The organism is candidate division WOR-3 bacterium, assembly GCA_039801905.1.
In the GTDB taxonomy this organism is placed as follows: Bacteria; Hydrothermota; Tepidihabitantia; order Tepidihabitantales; family JBDRVQ01; genus JBDRVQ01.
Genome location: JBDRVQ010000038.1, coordinates 1 through 15,829 on the forward strand (window position 1 = coordinate 1; position 15,829 = coordinate 15,829).

The 15,829-nt window shown below is 43.1% G+C and carries 16 protein-coding genes and 1 riboswitch; of the genes, 5 read left to right on the top strand and 11 right to left on the bottom strand.

The window, feature by feature from the left end:
• Window positions 1-22 precede the first annotated feature (22 nt).
• The 7 genes from thpR to ABIL00_07155 are packed head-to-tail and all read right to left on the bottom strand — an operon-like array spanning window position 23 to window position 6,149.
• Complete coding sequence (gene thpR, locus ABIL00_07125) at window positions 23-595, bottom strand: RNA 2',3'-cyclic phosphodiesterase (protein MEO0110528.1); 573 nt, start codon at window positions 593-595, stop codon at window positions 23-25.
• Window positions 588-1,817, bottom strand: a complete 1,230-nt coding sequence (locus tag ABIL00_07130; GenBank protein MEO0110529.1) for a CinA family nicotinamide mononucleotide deamidase-related protein — start codon at window positions 1,815-1,817, stop codon at window positions 588-590. Before ABIL00_07130 ends, thpR begins: the two co-directional genes overlap by 8 nt.
• Window positions 1,810-2,277, bottom strand: coding sequence for a phosphatidylglycerophosphatase A (locus ABIL00_07135; protein ID MEO0110530.1), 468 nt, complete (start codon window positions 2,275-2,277; stop codon window positions 1,810-1,812). The genes ABIL00_07130 and ABIL00_07135 overlap by 8 nt, the downstream gene beginning before the upstream one ends.
• Window positions 2,277-3,179 (bottom strand): protein translocase subunit SecF, encoded by a 903-nt coding sequence (secF, locus tag ABIL00_07140; GenBank protein ID MEO0110531.1) that lies wholly within the window; start codon window positions 3,177-3,179, stop codon window positions 2,277-2,279. The genes ABIL00_07135 and secF overlap by 1 nt, the downstream gene beginning before the upstream one ends.
• Window positions 3,176-4,807 (bottom strand): protein translocase subunit SecD, encoded by a 1,632-nt coding sequence (gene secD, locus ABIL00_07145; GenBank protein MEO0110532.1) that lies wholly within the window; start codon window positions 4,805-4,807, stop codon window positions 3,176-3,178. Before secD ends, secF begins: the two co-directional genes overlap by 4 nt.
• Entirely contained in the window at window positions 4,789-5,514 is a 726-nt protein-coding gene (locus ABIL00_07150) for a pyridoxine 5'-phosphate synthase (GenBank protein MEO0110533.1), read from the bottom strand. The genes secD and ABIL00_07150 overlap by 19 nt, the downstream gene beginning before the upstream one ends.
• Window positions 5,515-5,558: 44 nt before the next feature.
• Entirely contained in the window at window positions 5,559-6,149 is a 591-nt protein-coding gene (locus ABIL00_07155; protein ID MEO0110534.1) for a 5-formyltetrahydrofolate cyclo-ligase, read from the bottom strand.
• A gap of 92 nt (window positions 6,150-6,241) precedes the next feature.
• Between ABIL00_07155 and ABIL00_07160 the strand changes: the two genes are divergently transcribed.
• On the top strand, window positions 6,242-7,567 hold the full coding sequence (locus ABIL00_07160; GenBank protein ID MEO0110535.1) for a T9SS type A sorting domain-containing protein: 1,326 nt from the start codon (window positions 6,242-6,244) through the stop codon (window positions 7,565-7,567).
• A 29-nt stretch (window positions 7,568-7,596) separates the two neighbouring features.
• Here the strand turns inward: ABIL00_07160 and chrA are convergent, their stop codons facing one another.
• From chrA to ABIL00_07175, 3 genes are read right to left on the bottom strand one after another with little or no spacing between them, the layout of a single operon-like run.
• Window positions 7,597-8,697, bottom strand: coding sequence for a chromate efflux transporter (gene chrA / locus ABIL00_07165; protein ID MEO0110536.1), 1,101 nt, complete (start codon window positions 8,695-8,697; stop codon window positions 7,597-7,599).
• Window positions 8,687-9,331, bottom strand: coding sequence for an endonuclease V (locus ABIL00_07170; protein ID MEO0110537.1), 645 nt, complete (start codon window positions 9,329-9,331; stop codon window positions 8,687-8,689). The genes chrA and ABIL00_07170 overlap by 11 nt, the downstream gene beginning before the upstream one ends.
• Window positions 9,332-9,335: 4 nt before the next feature.
• Window positions 9,336-9,857 carry a flavin reductase family protein gene (locus tag ABIL00_07175; protein ID MEO0110538.1) on the bottom strand — a complete coding sequence of 174 codons (522 nt, stop codon included), beginning with the start codon at window positions 9,855-9,857 and terminating at the stop codon, window positions 9,336-9,338.
• 74 nt (window positions 9,858-9,931) lie between these two features.
• On the opposite strand from ABIL00_07175, the gene ABIL00_07180 reads away from it, so the two are divergent.
• Together ABIL00_07180 and ABIL00_07185 are read left to right on the top strand one after the other, a co-directional pair.
• Window positions 9,932-10,219, top strand: a complete 288-nt coding sequence (locus ABIL00_07180) for an HNH endonuclease (GenBank protein MEO0110539.1) — start codon at window positions 9,932-9,934, stop codon at window positions 10,217-10,219.
• A gap of 29 nt (window positions 10,220-10,248) precedes the next feature.
• Window positions 10,249-11,322: an LCP family protein gene (locus ABIL00_07185; protein MEO0110540.1), complete on the top strand. Its 1,074-nt coding sequence runs from the start codon at window positions 10,249-10,251 to the stop codon at window positions 11,320-11,322.
• On the opposite strand, the gene ABIL00_07190 is transcribed toward ABIL00_07185, so the two are convergent.
• Window positions 11,319-12,752, bottom strand: a complete 1,434-nt coding sequence (locus ABIL00_07190; GenBank protein MEO0110541.1) for an FAD-dependent thymidylate synthase — start codon at window positions 12,750-12,752, stop codon at window positions 11,319-11,321. The genes ABIL00_07185 and ABIL00_07190 overlap by 4 nt on opposite strands.
• Before the next feature lie 121 nt (window positions 12,753-12,873).
• Window positions 12,874-13,025: riboswitch (cyclic di-AMP (ydaO/yuaA leader) on the top strand.
• An 18-nt stretch (window positions 13,026-13,043) separates the two neighbouring features.
• Between ABIL00_07190 and ABIL00_07195 the strand changes: the two genes are divergently transcribed.
• Entirely contained in the window at window positions 13,044-14,381 is a 1,338-nt protein-coding gene (locus ABIL00_07195; GenBank protein MEO0110542.1) for an NTP transferase domain-containing protein, read from the top strand.
• Between the two features lie 31 nt (window positions 14,382-14,412).
• A complete protein-coding gene (locus ABIL00_07200) occupies window positions 14,413-15,696 on the top strand; it encodes a pitrilysin family protein (protein ID MEO0110543.1) in 1,284 nt (427 codons plus the stop codon).
• The last annotated feature ends 133 nt before the right edge of the window (window positions 15,697-15,829 follow it).

Below are 15,829 nucleotides of genomic sequence, written 5' to 3' on the forward strand. Positions count from 1 at the left end.
CCAAAAAAATTGGCATTCAATCCTATCCCAATACCCCTTTTATGACACAATCCATAAGAGGATACTCCTCAATCTTATTGTAAATTGGTCCCTCCGGGGTTAAAGTGCTCTTAAAGAGAATAACCCTATCCACCAGAAATTCCTCACTCTCGTATCTTCTCTCCCAAAGGTCAATCTCTTTAAGAGATCCCTTTGCCCGAGCGATGGTGAGGTGAGGATGGAATTTTTTCTCCTCCGGTTTGAAACCAATCCTTGTTAAACTCTCCACCAAATCCTTCTGCAACTCTTCCACCTCCTTTCCTCCCAAAGGAACTCCGATCCAAATCACCCGGGGATTCCTTAAAGAAGGAAAGGCACCAAAACCGCCTAATCTAATGGGAAAACTCTTTGTCCGCTCCGCAACCTTTTTTATCTCACTCTTTGCCTCTAATAAGAATTTCTCTGAGACCTCCCCTAAGAAGATTAGGGTGATATGGAGATTTTCGGGTGCTACCCAGCGAAAGGGGTATTTCTTTGCTTCATACTCTTTCACTATCTTACTGATCTCCTTCTTCACTTCTTCGGGAATGGAGATGGCGATAAAACTTCTAATCATAACCCTCTAAGTACCTCCGGAGGATGTCCAATCCAACCTGGGCGGCTTGTTCTTTAACCATCCTCCTGTCACCCGGAAAGTGACATTCTCTAACAAGTGCCTTATTCCCTGTGACCAAACCGATATAAACCAAACCCACGGGCTTCTTAGCACTCCCTCCGGTTGGTCCGGCAATGCCGGTGGTGGAGAGGCCAATGTGGGCACCAAAATATTCCTGCACTCCCCTCGCCATCTCCAAAGCCACTTCCCTACTCACCGCTCCGTATCTCTTTAAGGTTACTTCCTTCACCCCTAAGACTCTCCTTTTTATCTCATTATGGTACGCAACCACTCCACCCAAAAAGTAATCGGAACTACCAATCGCATTCGTTATCCGATCGCCCAAAAGACCACCAGTGCAGGACTCGGCAACTGCCAAAGTGAGACCCCGCTGCCGGAGAAGTTTCCCCACCCTCTCCTCCAGAGTAATCTTACCCACCCCGTAAACATAAGGGAGGAGACGATTGATCACCTCCTTTTGCCACTCCGCCAGAAGATCTTTATCTTTTTCGGTGGTAATTTTAATGTCAACCCCCAAGGGGGATGGGAAATATCGGATCAGGCAATTCTTAAACTTCTTCTTAGGATGGGCAAGTCGCTCCATAATCTCCGCTTCGCTGATGCCGGTGGTGCGGATTAAGACAGAAGGGAAAGGATTCAAGGGGAAGGTTGTCTCAAGAAAAGGCAAAACCCCGGTCTCAAAGATCTTCTTCATCTCTTCCATCGGTCCGGGAAGGGCGATTAGTATTTTTTCTCCCTCCTGAATAATCATCCCCGGGGAGATACCAACCGAATTTTCTAAAAGAAGGGAAGATTGTAAATAGAGGGCTTGCTTCGTTGCCTCTTCGGGAACCGGGATATTTTTCTCTCCGTAGAATCGCTCAATTTTCTTTAAGGTCGCATCATCCAATAGAAGCGGTTTCCGAAAGATGCGACTTAAAACCTCTCTTATGAGGTCATCGGGGGTTGCCCCCAAACCGCCACAGGTGAAGAGAATCTGATGGGAAGAGAGTTGCCTCCTAATCTCCTCCTCTAATATCTCTTTCTGATTGGTAACGACTACAATCCGGGAAGTTGCTATCCCAATCTCGGAAAGGCGCCGAGCGATATATAAAGAGTTAGTTGGATAGGCATCTCCCCTTAATACCTCCTCCCCCGTCACCACTATCCCGGCCTTAATCATTTATTCCAAAGAAGGTTAAAAGCCGAAGTGTGATGTTGGCTAAAATCCCGGCTAAGAGATCGTCAACCATTACCCCCCAACCGCTTTTGAGTTCTTGACTTTTTTTGATAAAAGGAAGCTTCCCAATATCAAAGAGACGGAAAAGAAGAAAACCCAAAAGAAGGGTCTTTTTACCAATCCGGGTGATAAAGAGAAAAGTCACCAAAATCCCTAAGACTTCATCAATCGTAATCCGTCGCGCATCCTTCCCCCAGATCTTTTCCAAATCGGTAGCGATATGAACCCCAAGGAAAAAGATGAAGATGGTAAAAAGGGAGTAGAGAAGGGGAAAGGGGTGAAGAAAGAATGGAAAAAGTAAAGAAAAAAAGGAGGCGACCGTTGCCGGGGCGATAGGAGAAAGACCGGTGAAAAAGAAAGTGCCGATGAGAACCTTTACCGACCTAATGGAAACTTTAGCCACTATCTCGGGGATGATTTCTTCTCCCAGTCAAAAACCAAAGCACAGACAATGAAGATACTGGAGTAGGTACCGACAATAATCCCAAAGGTCATGATTTTAGCAAAATCCTTAATCTCCGCCGCACCGAAAATAGCGAGAATCACCGTCACCAAAATTGTTGTCAAGGCGGTGAGAATAGTTCGGGAAAGGGTTTCATTAATGCTTTTATTCAAAATCTCTAAAAAATTATCCTTCCGCATTTTTCTCAAATTCTCCCTCACCCGGTCGGAGACGACGATTGAATCGTTAACCGAATAGCCAATAATGGTAAGGAGGGCAGCCACTACCGGAACATTGACAGGAATCTGAAAGAAAGAAACAAAACCGGTGGCGATGACCGCATCGTGAATTAGGGCTAAAACCGCACCGGTGCCAAAACGGAAGTCAAAGCGAAAACTGACATAGATCAGGATACCGATTATACCCAAGATTAAAGCGATTAAGGTGTTGCGCTGCAATTCCCTACCGATTCTCGGACCGACTGTCTCCTCTTTTAAGATCTCCGGCTCGCTTTCCGGATAATAGTCTTTTATCATCGTTAAAAGGTCCGAAGAGAAATTAGCTAAACGCTGGTAATCCGCGGGACCAATCTTAATGATGAACTCATACCCCTCAATATACTTTTGGACTGTTGCACTTTTTACCCCCATCTTCTGTAAGATACCCCGGAGATCTTCGGTTTTTATCGGTGCCCGAAAAGTGAGATGTAAGACTGTGCCACCAGAAAAATCGACGCCGTAATTTAAGCCCCGCAAGAGGAAGATGGAAAGAAGGCTTGCGAGGAAAATGATTAGGGATAGGATATAAGTTATCTTTCGCCGACTTATAAAATTGATATTCGTTTTCGGAATTAATCTTATCATATCGGTAAACTCCTTAAACCAACTTTGGTTAAAAGAGCGTCTATGGCAAATTTTGTTAGGAAAACTGCGGTGAAGAGGTTAATCAAAAGACCGAAGATAAGGGTTAAGGAGAAACCCTTTATCGGCCCGGTGCCGAAGAAATATAGAACCAAAGCAGTAATCACCGTTGTAACATTGGCATCAATAATCGTCACCAGAGCCCGGGAAAAGCCAGTGTCCACTGCTGCCCGGACGGTTCGCCCAAATCTTAACTCCTCTCGGATGCGTTCAAAGATTAAGACGTTGGCATCAACCCCCATACCAACTGTCAGAGCGAGAGCGGCTAAACCCGGGAGGGTTAAAGTCGCCCGCAAAGAAGCGAGAACCGCTAAAGTGAAAAGAATATTAAAGAAGAGGGCACAGTCGGCAATCAATCCGGAGAGTTTATAGTAAAAGGCCATAAAAATAAGTACCAGGATGGCGGCAATGACTACTGACTTTATTCCTTTATTTATCGCATCCAGACCTAAGGCCGGACCAACCGACCTCTCTTCAATCACCAAAACCGGTGCCGGTAAAGAACCGGAACGGATAACAATCGCTAAATCTCTTGCCCTTTCCGGATTGACATCGCCTGTAGTAATCATCGCCTCGCCGGAAGGGATTCGCTCTTGAATCACCGGAGCCGAGCGCACCACTCCGTCCAAAACGATGGCTAAACGACGCCCAACATTCCGACCGGTAACGGAAGCGAAAGTTCTGGTTGCTTCCCGATTCAATTTGAGACTAACAATCCAGGTATTTGCCAAATTGATATTACTTCCCTGGTAGGCATCCACGCGTGCCGAGGCAATTCCTTTCCCGGTCAACTCCGGAACCTTCTTTAAGAGGTAAAGCCTTCTTATCCTCTTCCCCTCATAGTTTTCCAAAGGTCCGAAAAGGAATTCGTATTGGTCCCTTTCCGGTCGGGAAGGAGGATTGATTATCGTGTCAACTTCTTCCAAAAGCCTACTCACATAGGGCAAATCCCTCTCGTCTACTCCCAAATCAACTTTTCCCACATCAATTAGGTAATTGAAAAAACTCCCTTCTTTTAGGGTATCCTTTGCCACCTTTTTGGAATACTCGTCAATCTTTTTAAGAACCTCGGCGGTAAATCGCTCTTCTGCTACCAACTTAAATTCTAAAAGGGCGGTCTGGCCGATGATACTCTTTGCCCTTGCCCGGTCAACGCCTGGCAGTTGCACCAAGATTCGGTCTTCGCCCATCCTTTGGATAATCGGCTCAAATACCCCAAACTGGTCAACCCGGTTTTTAATAATCTCTTGGGCGCGATCCGCCGCATCCTTCACCTCACCGCGGGCGAGTTGTGATTTATCAATTTCTAAAACTAAATGCATCCCCCCAACCAAATCTAAACCTAAGTGCAGCGCCCGCTTATGGATTTTTATCTTCTCCCCTTCCAAATCCACCAGTTCCGATTGAATTCGGGCGCTGTCTTCCTTCGTTTGGGCATTAGAAAGAAGGTTCTTTAAGTAATTTTCCCTCTTCGGAATGGAAAAATAGAGTTGGTAAGTGGGATAGAGTGAGTAAAGGACAGCGACAATTACGATAATAATTAGGGCTAATTTTATCTTGCCGTAGCGCATACTAACCTCTTCATCTCCGAAACTGCCTCTTTCAACCCCACGAAGACCGCTCGGGCGACAATGGCAAAACCGATTGAAAAGCCTTCAATTTCTTCAAGCTGCGCTAAGGGAATGATATTCCAATAGTCAAGACCATGCCCGGCGTGAACCAAAAGACCAATCTCCGAACAATGCCGAGCTATCTTTTTAATTCTTTCTAACTCTTCTCCCGCCTTCCCTTTTCTGCTCTTTTTGGCGTAGGCATCGGTATTAATTTCAATCTTATCAGCACCCGCCTCCTTTGCTCTTACCACTTGTTTTTCATCCGCCTCAATAAAGATGCTGGTGATAATCCCAGCCCCTTTCAGTTGATTAATTCGCTTCTTGATGAGAGAGAAATTTTTCACCACATCCAAACCTCCTTCGGTTGTCAACTCTTCGGGTCGCTCCGGCACTAAGGTGACCACATCCGGTTTTACCTGCAAGGCAATCCTTAACATCTCTTCGGTCGTCGCCATCTCTAAATTCAACTCCGTCTTAATCGTCTCCCTCAATAATCGCAAATCCCTTTCTTTAATATGCCTCCGGTCACTCCTTAAATGGACCGTTATCCCATCCGCTCCTCCCAACTCACAAAGTAGAGCGGCTTGCACCGGATCCGGAAAGGATTCTTTCCGCGCTTCCCGGAGGGTGGCGACATGGTCAAGATTCACCGACAATTTCTTCATTAGGCTTTAATCATAATAAAAAAGAGATAAAAGTCAAGAAAATTTTATTTAGTTCTAATTACTCGGGTTGGGGTTAAGATAATATCAACCCTTATATCATGTGGTTCTTTAAGATAAGAGAAGTCCTCAAAAATTTGGCAATCGTGGACAATGGTGATCACTGTTGGCTTCTTTTTAATTAACCCCATCGCCTTTAATATCTCATATTCTTTATCACCATAGCCTTTCCCCTTTCCCAAACGATTCCCTTTAAGGTCAACCGCCACACTCCCCTGCAAAAATATCTCAACTTCCGTTTTCGGTGGCTTCCCGTAGCGCCGAAAACCATTTATCGTTATCGCCTTATCTTGAAATTCTTTTCCGGCAATTTCTAAAAAATCCGTCATATGGGGCAAAGCAACAATTAATGCCTTCCCTGCTTGTAAAGTAATTCTCCTTGCCTCTTTTAAGACCCCGTCCGGAGCAGAAAATATCCCTTTTGCCGTTTGGAATTCCGGTAAAGAGCGGAGGCGCTGACTGGCAAGATAAGCATCCTTAAAGTTTGGGATCCGCCCGAAACAAGGGCGGGGAAAATTTACCAAATCGTTCTCTTCCAAGAATCGCCAGACCTTCTGCCGAATCTCTTCTTTGGTCATCTGAATATTTTAAGGAAAAACTACTATTTGCCAAGGCTTTAAGATATTGACAATTAAAAAATGGAGATTATTATTTTCGTTAAGGAGGTAATATGAAAAGATATTTTCTTTTTTTATTTTTACCTACCCTCATCTGGCCGATATGGGATACGAAATGGCTCAATCTCAACCGTTGGGGATGTGCTTTTACCAACTACGGCATCTTTGGGCAAGATAACCAACACCCTGGTGCTTACTGGCCTAGACCTTTAAGAAACTTTTATATCTATGGCGCCGGTTTCTGGTTTGGTTGTATCAATAATAATGACACCTTAGTGACAACCGGTTATGAGCCAAACTCCGCTTATTCAGAAATTGTCCCCACCCTTTGCCGTTATTGGCGTCACGGTTATGATAACCCCTTAGATAAAATCTATACCTATCCCGATACTTGGCCACCACCAAGAGATAGATTTCCGATGGCACCAATCAATCCCGTATCCGAGAGGGATTTCTGGTGCTGTTTCTGTGATTCCGACCCAGTATTCCACTATCCCCCGGACACCGCCCGACCGATTGGCATTGATTGCGCCCTAACCGTTTATTCTTTTTCTGACTCCTTGGCTCAGGATTTTATCTTCCTCAAATACGAGATTTTTAACTATAACCAATACCCAATAAATAACGGATATTTCGGCATTCTCATTGACGCCGATGTTGGTGATTACAGTGATGACTTCGGTGGTTGGTTTTCAAGGCTTCAAACTGGTTTCATCGGTGATTATGACAATCACGAAAACCCCGGTTCTTCTTGGGAAAGGGGTACCCCAGGAGTTGTCGCAATAAGATTTCTTACTACCAATCCCCCTTGTAGCCTATCTTCATTTCGACTTTATTCCATTGAGAATGACCCAAGAAATGACCCGGAGCGGTATCAACTTATGACACCGGGCTTCACCTTAGATTCCCTTCCTGGCGATATGCGTCTCCTCCTCTCTTTAGGTCCTTTTCACCTTCTGCCCGAATCTTCCATCACCTTCTATTTTGCGCTGATTGGGGCAAAATACGGAGAAGAGAACGAACCACCCCAAATAAGAGATACAATGGACATTGTTATGGCTTCCGAATTGGCAGAGACAATCTTTTATCAGAGAATCGGCATTGAAGAAACTTATCTCAAACCCGCCTCTGATTTTCCTTACCGTATCTATCCCAACCCTTTTTCTCGTAAACTCTTTATCCTCTCCCAGAGTAATGAGAAGATAAAAGTAGAAATTTACAATACAGAAGGAAAATTGGTAAAAAGACTTTCTGGCCAAAAAAATCTCTTTTGGGAAGGTCGGGATGAAAGAAATAGAAAACTACCTTCGGGGATTTATATCTTAAAAATTCGTTCGGGAAGGAAAGAGATGTTAGAAAAGGTTCTTCGCATGAGATAAAATCCAGTTTGCTAACTGCCACCTTTTCTTTATTTAACCCCTAAAATAATCCCGAAAATTCCTAAACTGAGAATAATAAATATCGGCTCTAAGAGAAAAAGCAGGAAGAAAGAGAGAAAGGCGGTAATAATTGTTCGGAAATCAAAAATTGCTACCCTCCCTAAGGAAAAAGCGGAAAAGATTAAAATGCCAACCATCCCCGGCTTCACTCCTGATAAGAATGATTTCACATAAAAATTCTCCTTGATCCTTTCATAAACTTTGATTAAGAATAGGAGCATAAAAAAAGATGGTAAGAAGATGGCCACCGTCGCCACCAAACTACCCAAAATGCCACCCACCCCGTAGCCAACAAAAGTGGCAAGGATGGCTACGGGACCGGGAGTGATCTGGCTAATCGCCACACCATCAATAAATGCCCTGGAAGTTAATAAGCCGCGACTGGTAACAATCTCTCTCTCAATAAAAGGGATAGCGGCGAAACCGCCACCAAAGATTAAGGCACCAATCTTTAGGAAGATATAAAAGAGTTGGAGTAATAAAATGGGGGAAAAAGAAAAGAAGAAATGGCGTCTTATCGGGCGCATCCTATTTAATAGGATACCCAAAATACCCAAAAGGGAGATGATAAAGAACAGTTCCAACTTAAAATATAAACCCCAAAAGGCGATAAAAGAAAAAATAATTGAAGAAAAATCCTTCAAATAATCTCTACCCATCCGAATTGCACAATAGAAAAGAACCGCTGGGATTGCCGGATTGATAAAAGAAAAGGCATCTTCTAAGAAACCTACTCTTTGATGGTGAAAATATAGAAAACTCAAAGAAAGGGTGATAAGATAAGAAGGAAGAAGGAAGAAGATTACGGATAAAATCATCCCTTTGAGCCGGAATAACTTATAGCCAATATACTCCACATAATTAGGAACAAAAGGACCAGGAAGGATTTGTCCCATCGCTACCGCTACAGATAAATCCTCATCGCTAATCCAATTCTTTCTTCTAACCAAATGCTCCCTTATTAAACCGAGCATCGCCATCCCACCCCCAAAGCCGATGGCGCCAATCTTTAGAAAGATGAGGAGTAAAGACTTTAAGGTTGGTCCTTCTCTTCGGATACTATCTTTCACCTCTTCGTTTTAAGGATTGAGAAATGGTATGGGCAATTCTTAAAGGCTCTGGGATGCGATATTTTAAAGCGGTCTTCAAAACAATCTCCTTAGCGGTCGCCAAACTTATCTTGTGTCCGGGGGAGACAAATACCGGAGCCACGCTTTCCTGGGTTCTCAAAACATAGCCCACAATCTCACCCCGATAAATTAAAGGGGAATAAGAACCCCGCTTTTTATCAGGCATCTCATATTTGCCAACCAATTTAGTTTTAGCACAACCAACCGTCGGCTTGTCAAGGAGAATTCCCAGATGGGAGGCTAAGCCTAAACCTCGGGGGTGGGAAATTCCCTGACCATCAAAGAGAATCACATCCGGCTGGTATTCCAACTTTTCGTATACTTTAAGATAAGCCCCCTTCTCCCGATAGGAAAGGAAACCGGGAATGTAGGGAAAGTTAATCTTCTCTTGGAAAGTTTTAACCTCAATCACTCTTGACTCGGGAAGGGAGAAGATAATAAAGGCACAATAGATATCCTCTTCGTCAAAGGCACAATCCGTACCCCCAATCAGTTCCAATTTCTCAAATCCGTTCTTTAAAGAAAGAGACTCCCTCAATTTCTCCTGTTCTCTAATTAAATTAGTAATTTTCATTTACTCATCTCGGGGAGGTAAATTTCTTACCGCCGAGATGCAAAATGAGATTGGCGGCGCTGCTCCAAAAGTTTTGGAAGAAATCTCCCTCCGCTACTGCATAAACTATCTCCCCAATAAAGAGAAAGCATTCTCCAAGGACCAATGTCTTTTTCACCCGACATTCAATATGTCCCAGACATTCTTTAATATAGGGAGGTTTAACAAAGTTTGCCTTCTCCTTGGTCAACTTTGCTTTTTGAAACTTATCGGTCTCCCTTCCGGACTTCGTCCCACAAATCCAGACCGCCGATAATAATTTTTCGTTTGGGATGTTTAAGACGAATTCCTTTGTCTGTTTGATATTAGAAGCGGTTAAACTATCCTTCCCGACCGCAATCGCTACCAGAGGTGGTTCTTCGGAAATCGGTGTCGCCCAAGCCAAGGACATCACATTTTCTCTTCCCTTTTTATCAACGGAGGTTAAAAGAAAAGTTAACTTGGGGTGAAATAAACGATATCGGCTCCCTTTAATCGGTCTTTTCATAAGTTGAATATAATAGGAAAAAGAAACTCTGTCAAATAGAATTGACTAAGGCAATCCCTTATCCTATAATTAGGATGCGGAAGGCTCTCCGAAGAAAAATCCTAAGAAGGGACCGGCGAACTTGCCAACTCTGTGGGAAAAAAGGAGCGGGTCAAATTCACCATCTCATCCCGAAAAGTAAAGGTGGAAAAGATACGGAAAATAACTTAGTTCTTCTTTGTGGTCCTTGCCACCTCTTAATCAGTCCTATTCCCCTAAAGATCCTAAAGAGAATTTTAAAAATTCCCGAAACCGAAATCAGAAGACGCCAGAAAAAAGTGAAAAAGGGTCTGGCACGATTAAAAAGGCGATTGGTTAATTGATTTTTCCCAAAAAAAGGCTATACTGGGATATGCGGCGCCTCTTTCCTCTTATCCTTCTGACGCTTCTCCTTTTTCTTTTCTCCCTTTTTCTGATCAGAGAATTTTTTCCTCCTCAAAAAAAGGTAAAAGAGAAATTTACCTATCAGGGCGATTTGGGAAGAGTTTTCAATATCCTCGTCATCGCTAACGATGCTCAAATGATTACAAAAAAAATGGCAGACGGTCGGGTAGTAAAGGTCTTGGAAGAAAAGAGCCGAAGCGATATTATTGATATCGTCCATGTCAATTTGGACAAAGGAATCGTCAATATGTTAAATATCCCGAGGGATATGTTAGTCCATATTCCCGGTTACACGAAGGCGGAAAGCGACACTGATTTTTGTAATTTAGATAAGATAAATCACAGTTATTTCTTCGGAAAGGAAAAACTCCTTAAAGAAGTTCTCTTAAAAAATTATCAGATTACCATCCATCGTTATCTCACCATCAATCTCTATTCCTTCTCCCAAGTATTCTCCTTACTCTTTCCCTATCTCAAAGACATATCCTTACGGCAAAAGACGATTCGAAATGTGGAAGAGGCGAGAAAACTCCTCCGCAGTCGGAGGCTCTGGGCGAGAGACGATGTTGACCGAGGAAGAAATTCTATAATTTTTATGAAAGAGGTTTGGGAAAATATCTGGCCCCTTGCCAAAAGAAAGGACTTCCAAGAAGAGATCACCAAAAATGTGATGAGGGTTATCGGGAAAGATACCGATTTAACTAACGAAGACATTATTTATATCTTAGAAAATCTTTCCGAAAAGGGATTTGATCCGAAGAATATCCAATTGGCGACGCTAATTGGTTATCAGGCTCCGGTTTATCTCAATCGCTATCAGGAGGTTTTAGCCTGTTACCTCCCAATCTATTCGGAAATCAAAAACCAAATTGCCTACTTCATCTTTGAAGAAGAAAAGCCAGCAAAGTCTTACCTCAGCGATGAAGCCTTCTCTCTCCCTCCTTATGTTTTAAGAAACTATTGTCCCCAAGAGAGCAATTTAAATTCCATAAAGAGAGACTTAACCCCAGAACATCTCAATGCCCAAACCCAAGAGTTTTAGGGTGGGGAAAATTGCGGCCGCTGGCCGAAAACCTTTTGGTAAACCTCGGGATATTTTTCCTTTGCGGCTAAGAGGAAAAAGGTGAGAGGTAATTTTTTTTTGGCAAGCCAGCAGAGGGCGTCGGAAATCTCTCTTATCTCCCATTGGGCAGTGGCATCAGAACGGAGGCGAACGATATGGTATAATTCTCTCGCATTTAGACCTAAAAGGACCCGCCTCTTATGGGCATTGGTTAAAATATACTCGGCAATTTCCGGATAATCTCTCTTTATCTTCCGATAGAGTCTTTCGGTCTTTTTCATCAATTGGGTAAATCTCCTCTCTTCCCCCGCTTCGGCGATACTTCTCGGCAAAACCCAGCCTAAATTTAGGGAGTAAGGCTGTTTAATTAAAGTTGCCATCCGGTGCCTCTTCAACTGGGCAAAGGCGGAAGCGGAAAGAGTGATTTCAAAAATAAGTAAAGAGAGTTCAAACTCCCGGGGTACGGCGTCATAAAATTCTAAATGGCGGCAAGCGGTCTTAAAAATTTCCTCCTTCCTCTTTTGAACAAACCCTCTCACCTCGGCAAAGGAAAGTTGGGAATGAGCAAAAAGGAGGGCGCTGGCAATAATCGCATCCGCCTCCCGGGAATAATAGAGAAGTTTTACCTTACCATTTCTTACTTTTCCTCTTTCTTTCTTCCGATACTTCTCCACCAATCTCTCCAAATCCTTTCCCCTTTCCTCATAGGGTGTTGCCTGATAGAAAAGAAAGAGGGAAGGAGTAATCTCTTTTACCCGGGAAAATAACCTCTTACCCAAATCCCTTACTTCCTTTAACTTTGCGGCGGCGAAGTTACGCAGGAGATATTCCAGATTCCGGGCATTAATTGTCATCCCCAACTGGGTGAGAGTGGCTAAAGGGAGACAATACCGAGCATCTTCCTGTGCCTTCTTCTCCGCCTCCTTCTCTTTCATCTGAGGATCTTTCTTTAGGAAGTAAGACTTTAACCGCTCAATGAGAAGATAGTAAAGTTCAAACTGTTCGGAAACGAGTTTTAAGTATTCTTTCTCATAAGGGGTGAATTTTAACTCCTTGGGGAAAAAGAAACCCTTTTCAAACTTCACATAGCGCTGAGACTTTTCGGTGTAAGAGACTAACCGGAAGTGTTCAATCTCTTCTACTGCTAAACGCGAGACATCAAGAATATCAAAATTGAATACCGAATGTTCCGCGATGGAATGGTGCCCCATATCGTAAATTATTCTCTTCGCTGATTTCCTCGCCTTGGTGAGCTCCCTTCGGGCTTCTCTCCTCAATTGGGGAATAGACAAAGAGCTGCGACTGATTCGGGCATAGGCAGCAGAGATGGTTTCCGGAGTAAGTATCTCCCCCCGCTCACCTTTCAATTCTTCAACATCTACATTATAACCCGCTAAAATTACTTTCATCACCCTCCAAATATAATTAAGGGAGTTTCCCTTGTCAATCTGAGTGAGATACAGGGTAAGAATTTAGTTTTTGGTTATTAAAAGGACCTCTTGATTTTTTCCATTTCCTTTCTATAATTAAAATTCTATTACGCCGAACCCGACACCCTTTTGGAGGAAAGGTGTTGGGCCGGGGGACCTTAAATATTTGGGGTGAATCCCACTTTTAAGTGGGAAGGCTACTCTTTCGGCCTAACCCGGCAACTAACCCCGGAGGCGAAGGAAAGAGGCACCGAGTGCCTCAGGAGAAATATGAAGGTAGTGGTTCTTGCCGCCGGCGAGGGACGCCGGATGAATAGCCATTTGCCCAAGCCTTTAAATAAGGTCTTGGGAATTACTTTAATGGAAAGGGTTATTTTGGCGGCAAAGGAGTGTGGTCTTAAAGATTTTATTATCGTCCTCGGCTACAAAGGAGAAGAGATTAAAAACTACCTCCTTAAACAAAAGAACCTTGCCCACCTGAATCTCACTTTCCTTTTTAACGAAAACTGGCAAAAGGGAAATGGCACCTCCCTTCTTACCGCTCGTCATTTATTAGAAGGAGAATTCCTCCTCCTGATGGCGGACCATATCTTTTTCCCAAAGGTGTTAAAAAGTTTCCTCGCTTTAGAAAAAAAAGAGCCCCGGATGGCAATAATTCAAAATTGGCAATCTCTTCCCAATATCCGGGAGGAGACTAAGGTGAAGATTGAAAACGGATTGGTGAAAGATTTGGGTAAGGAACTGAAGGAATTTGATGGGATTGATGCCGGAATTTTTCTCTTAAACGATAAGGTCTTCCTTTCGGACCTCTTCTCCCCAATTTATGAAAGACAAGAGAAAGGCGAAGACGAAATCTCTTTATCTTCCATCATTCGGGATTTTGCCCGGCGGGAAAGATTAGAAGCATTCCCGATTAAAGATGGTTATGTGGTTAATGTCAATAACAAAATTTCCCAGAAATGGGCAGAAAAAATGATATTAAACTCCCAAACAAAAAAAAGCGACGGTCCAATTGCCCGCCTTTTTAATCGGCGCCTCTCAAAATATATCACCCGCGCCCTTGTCTCTTTTCCCATCCATCCCAACCAGATTTCTCTCTTCTCCTTCCTTCTTGCCCTCTTCTCCGGTATCAGTTTCTTCTATTCTCCTGGTCTCGGCGGCATTTTGGCACAGTTATCTTCCATTTGGGATGGAGTTGATGGGGAGGTTGCCCGTATTAAATTCCAAAAGACCTCTTATGGTGCCTATTTAGATTCTATCCTTGACCGCTACGGAGATAGTTTCATCCTCCTCTGTATTACCATCGCCCTTCATCTCTCCTCCCTTCCGGGCAACCTCTTAATCTGGGTTTTTGGCTTTTTGGCGATTATCGGCTCTTTTATGTCCCAACTCACCAAAGATAGATTCTTTGTGGTCAAAGGGAAAGAGTATCCGAAAGAGGAAAAAAGGTGGCTTTCTTATCTCCCGATGACCCGAGATTTCCGCCTCTTTTTAGTAATGCTCGGTGGACTAACCAACCAACTATTTTTAACCTTAATTTTAATCGCTATTATTACCAACCTCAAAACCATCCTTCGCCTTCTCTTCGTCAAAGAAATTCTCTCTTGAAGTTCTTTTTAATTCTCTTATAATCATTTTTATGAATCTTTTCTTAACCATTACTTTTCTTTTTTCTAATTTCACTCTCCCCGTTCAATCCTTCACCTTAAAAAATGGCTTGCGGGTCTTATTTTATATTGATACCCTATCCCCCTTGGTTTCCACCCAGGTCTGGTATAAGGTCGGTAGTTATTATGAACCATCTGGTATAACCGGGATTTCCCACCTCTTAGAACATATGGCATTTAAAGGAAGTAAGAACTATCCCGGAGATTTATATTCTAAGTTAATCTTAGAAAACGGCGGTCAGGATAATGCCTTCACCTCTGAGAATTATACCGCCTATTGGTCGGATTTGGCTTATGACCGCTACGAGTTGGCTTTGAAACTGGAGGCGGACCGGATGAAAAATCTCCTCTTAGATTCCCAAGAATTTGAGAGCGAAAGGAAGGTGGTGATGGAAGAGAGAAGACTGGGAGAAAATTCACCATACAGCACCCTTTATGAGAACTTCTATGCGGTGGCGTATCTCTCCCATCCTTATCGGAATCCGGTGATTGGTTGGATGGATGACTTAAAGAGAATTACCATCTCGGATTTAAGAAATTGGTATCAAACCTATTACCAACCGAAACGGGCGGTCTTGGTCTTGGCGGGAAAGATAAAGCCCAAAGAGGCGCTAAAGAAGGTGGAAAGATATTTTGGGGGGATTAAAGGGAAAGAAGTGAGAGAGAAGACCTTTTTTGAACCACCGCCTAAAGGAGAAAGAAGGATTAAAATCATAAGGGATGTTAAGACACCTTTCTTAATGCTCGGTTATAGAACTTGCGGAATTAAAGAAGAAGACTATTTCCCCTTAGAGGTCTTGGAAGGGATTCTTGTCCGGGGAAAAAGTTCCCGGCTCTATAAAACCTTAGTCTATGAGAAAAACTTACTAACTGATATCTGGGGTGGTTCGGATATTGAGAAAGACCCAGGGATTTTTTATTTCTTTGCCGTGATAAAAGATACCGGAAAGATTAAAGAGGTAGAAAATGCCCTTTACCAAGAGATTGAGAAATTAAAAGAGGATACCATTACCACTTCGGAATTAGAAAAGATTAAAAACCAAGTCTTAGCTGACTTCTTTTTTCAACAGGACCGGATTCGTTCCCTTGGTTTCTCTTTAGCCCGCTGGGAAATTCTGCTTAATGATTATACCTTCTTTCAGAAATATCCGGAGAAGATTGCCGCGGTAAAAAAAGAGGATATCCAAAGAGTGCTGAAAAGATATTTTATTGAAGAGAACCGCACCGTCGCCCTTCTCTTACCTGAGAAGAAATGAAAAATAAAACTTTTATTCTTTATCTCTTATTTTCTTTCGGTCTCTTCGCTTTCCCGATTCAAAGGGATACATTAGAAAATGGTCTCATTATTCTCTCCTATGAAGACCATAAACTACCAATCTTAGAAATCCG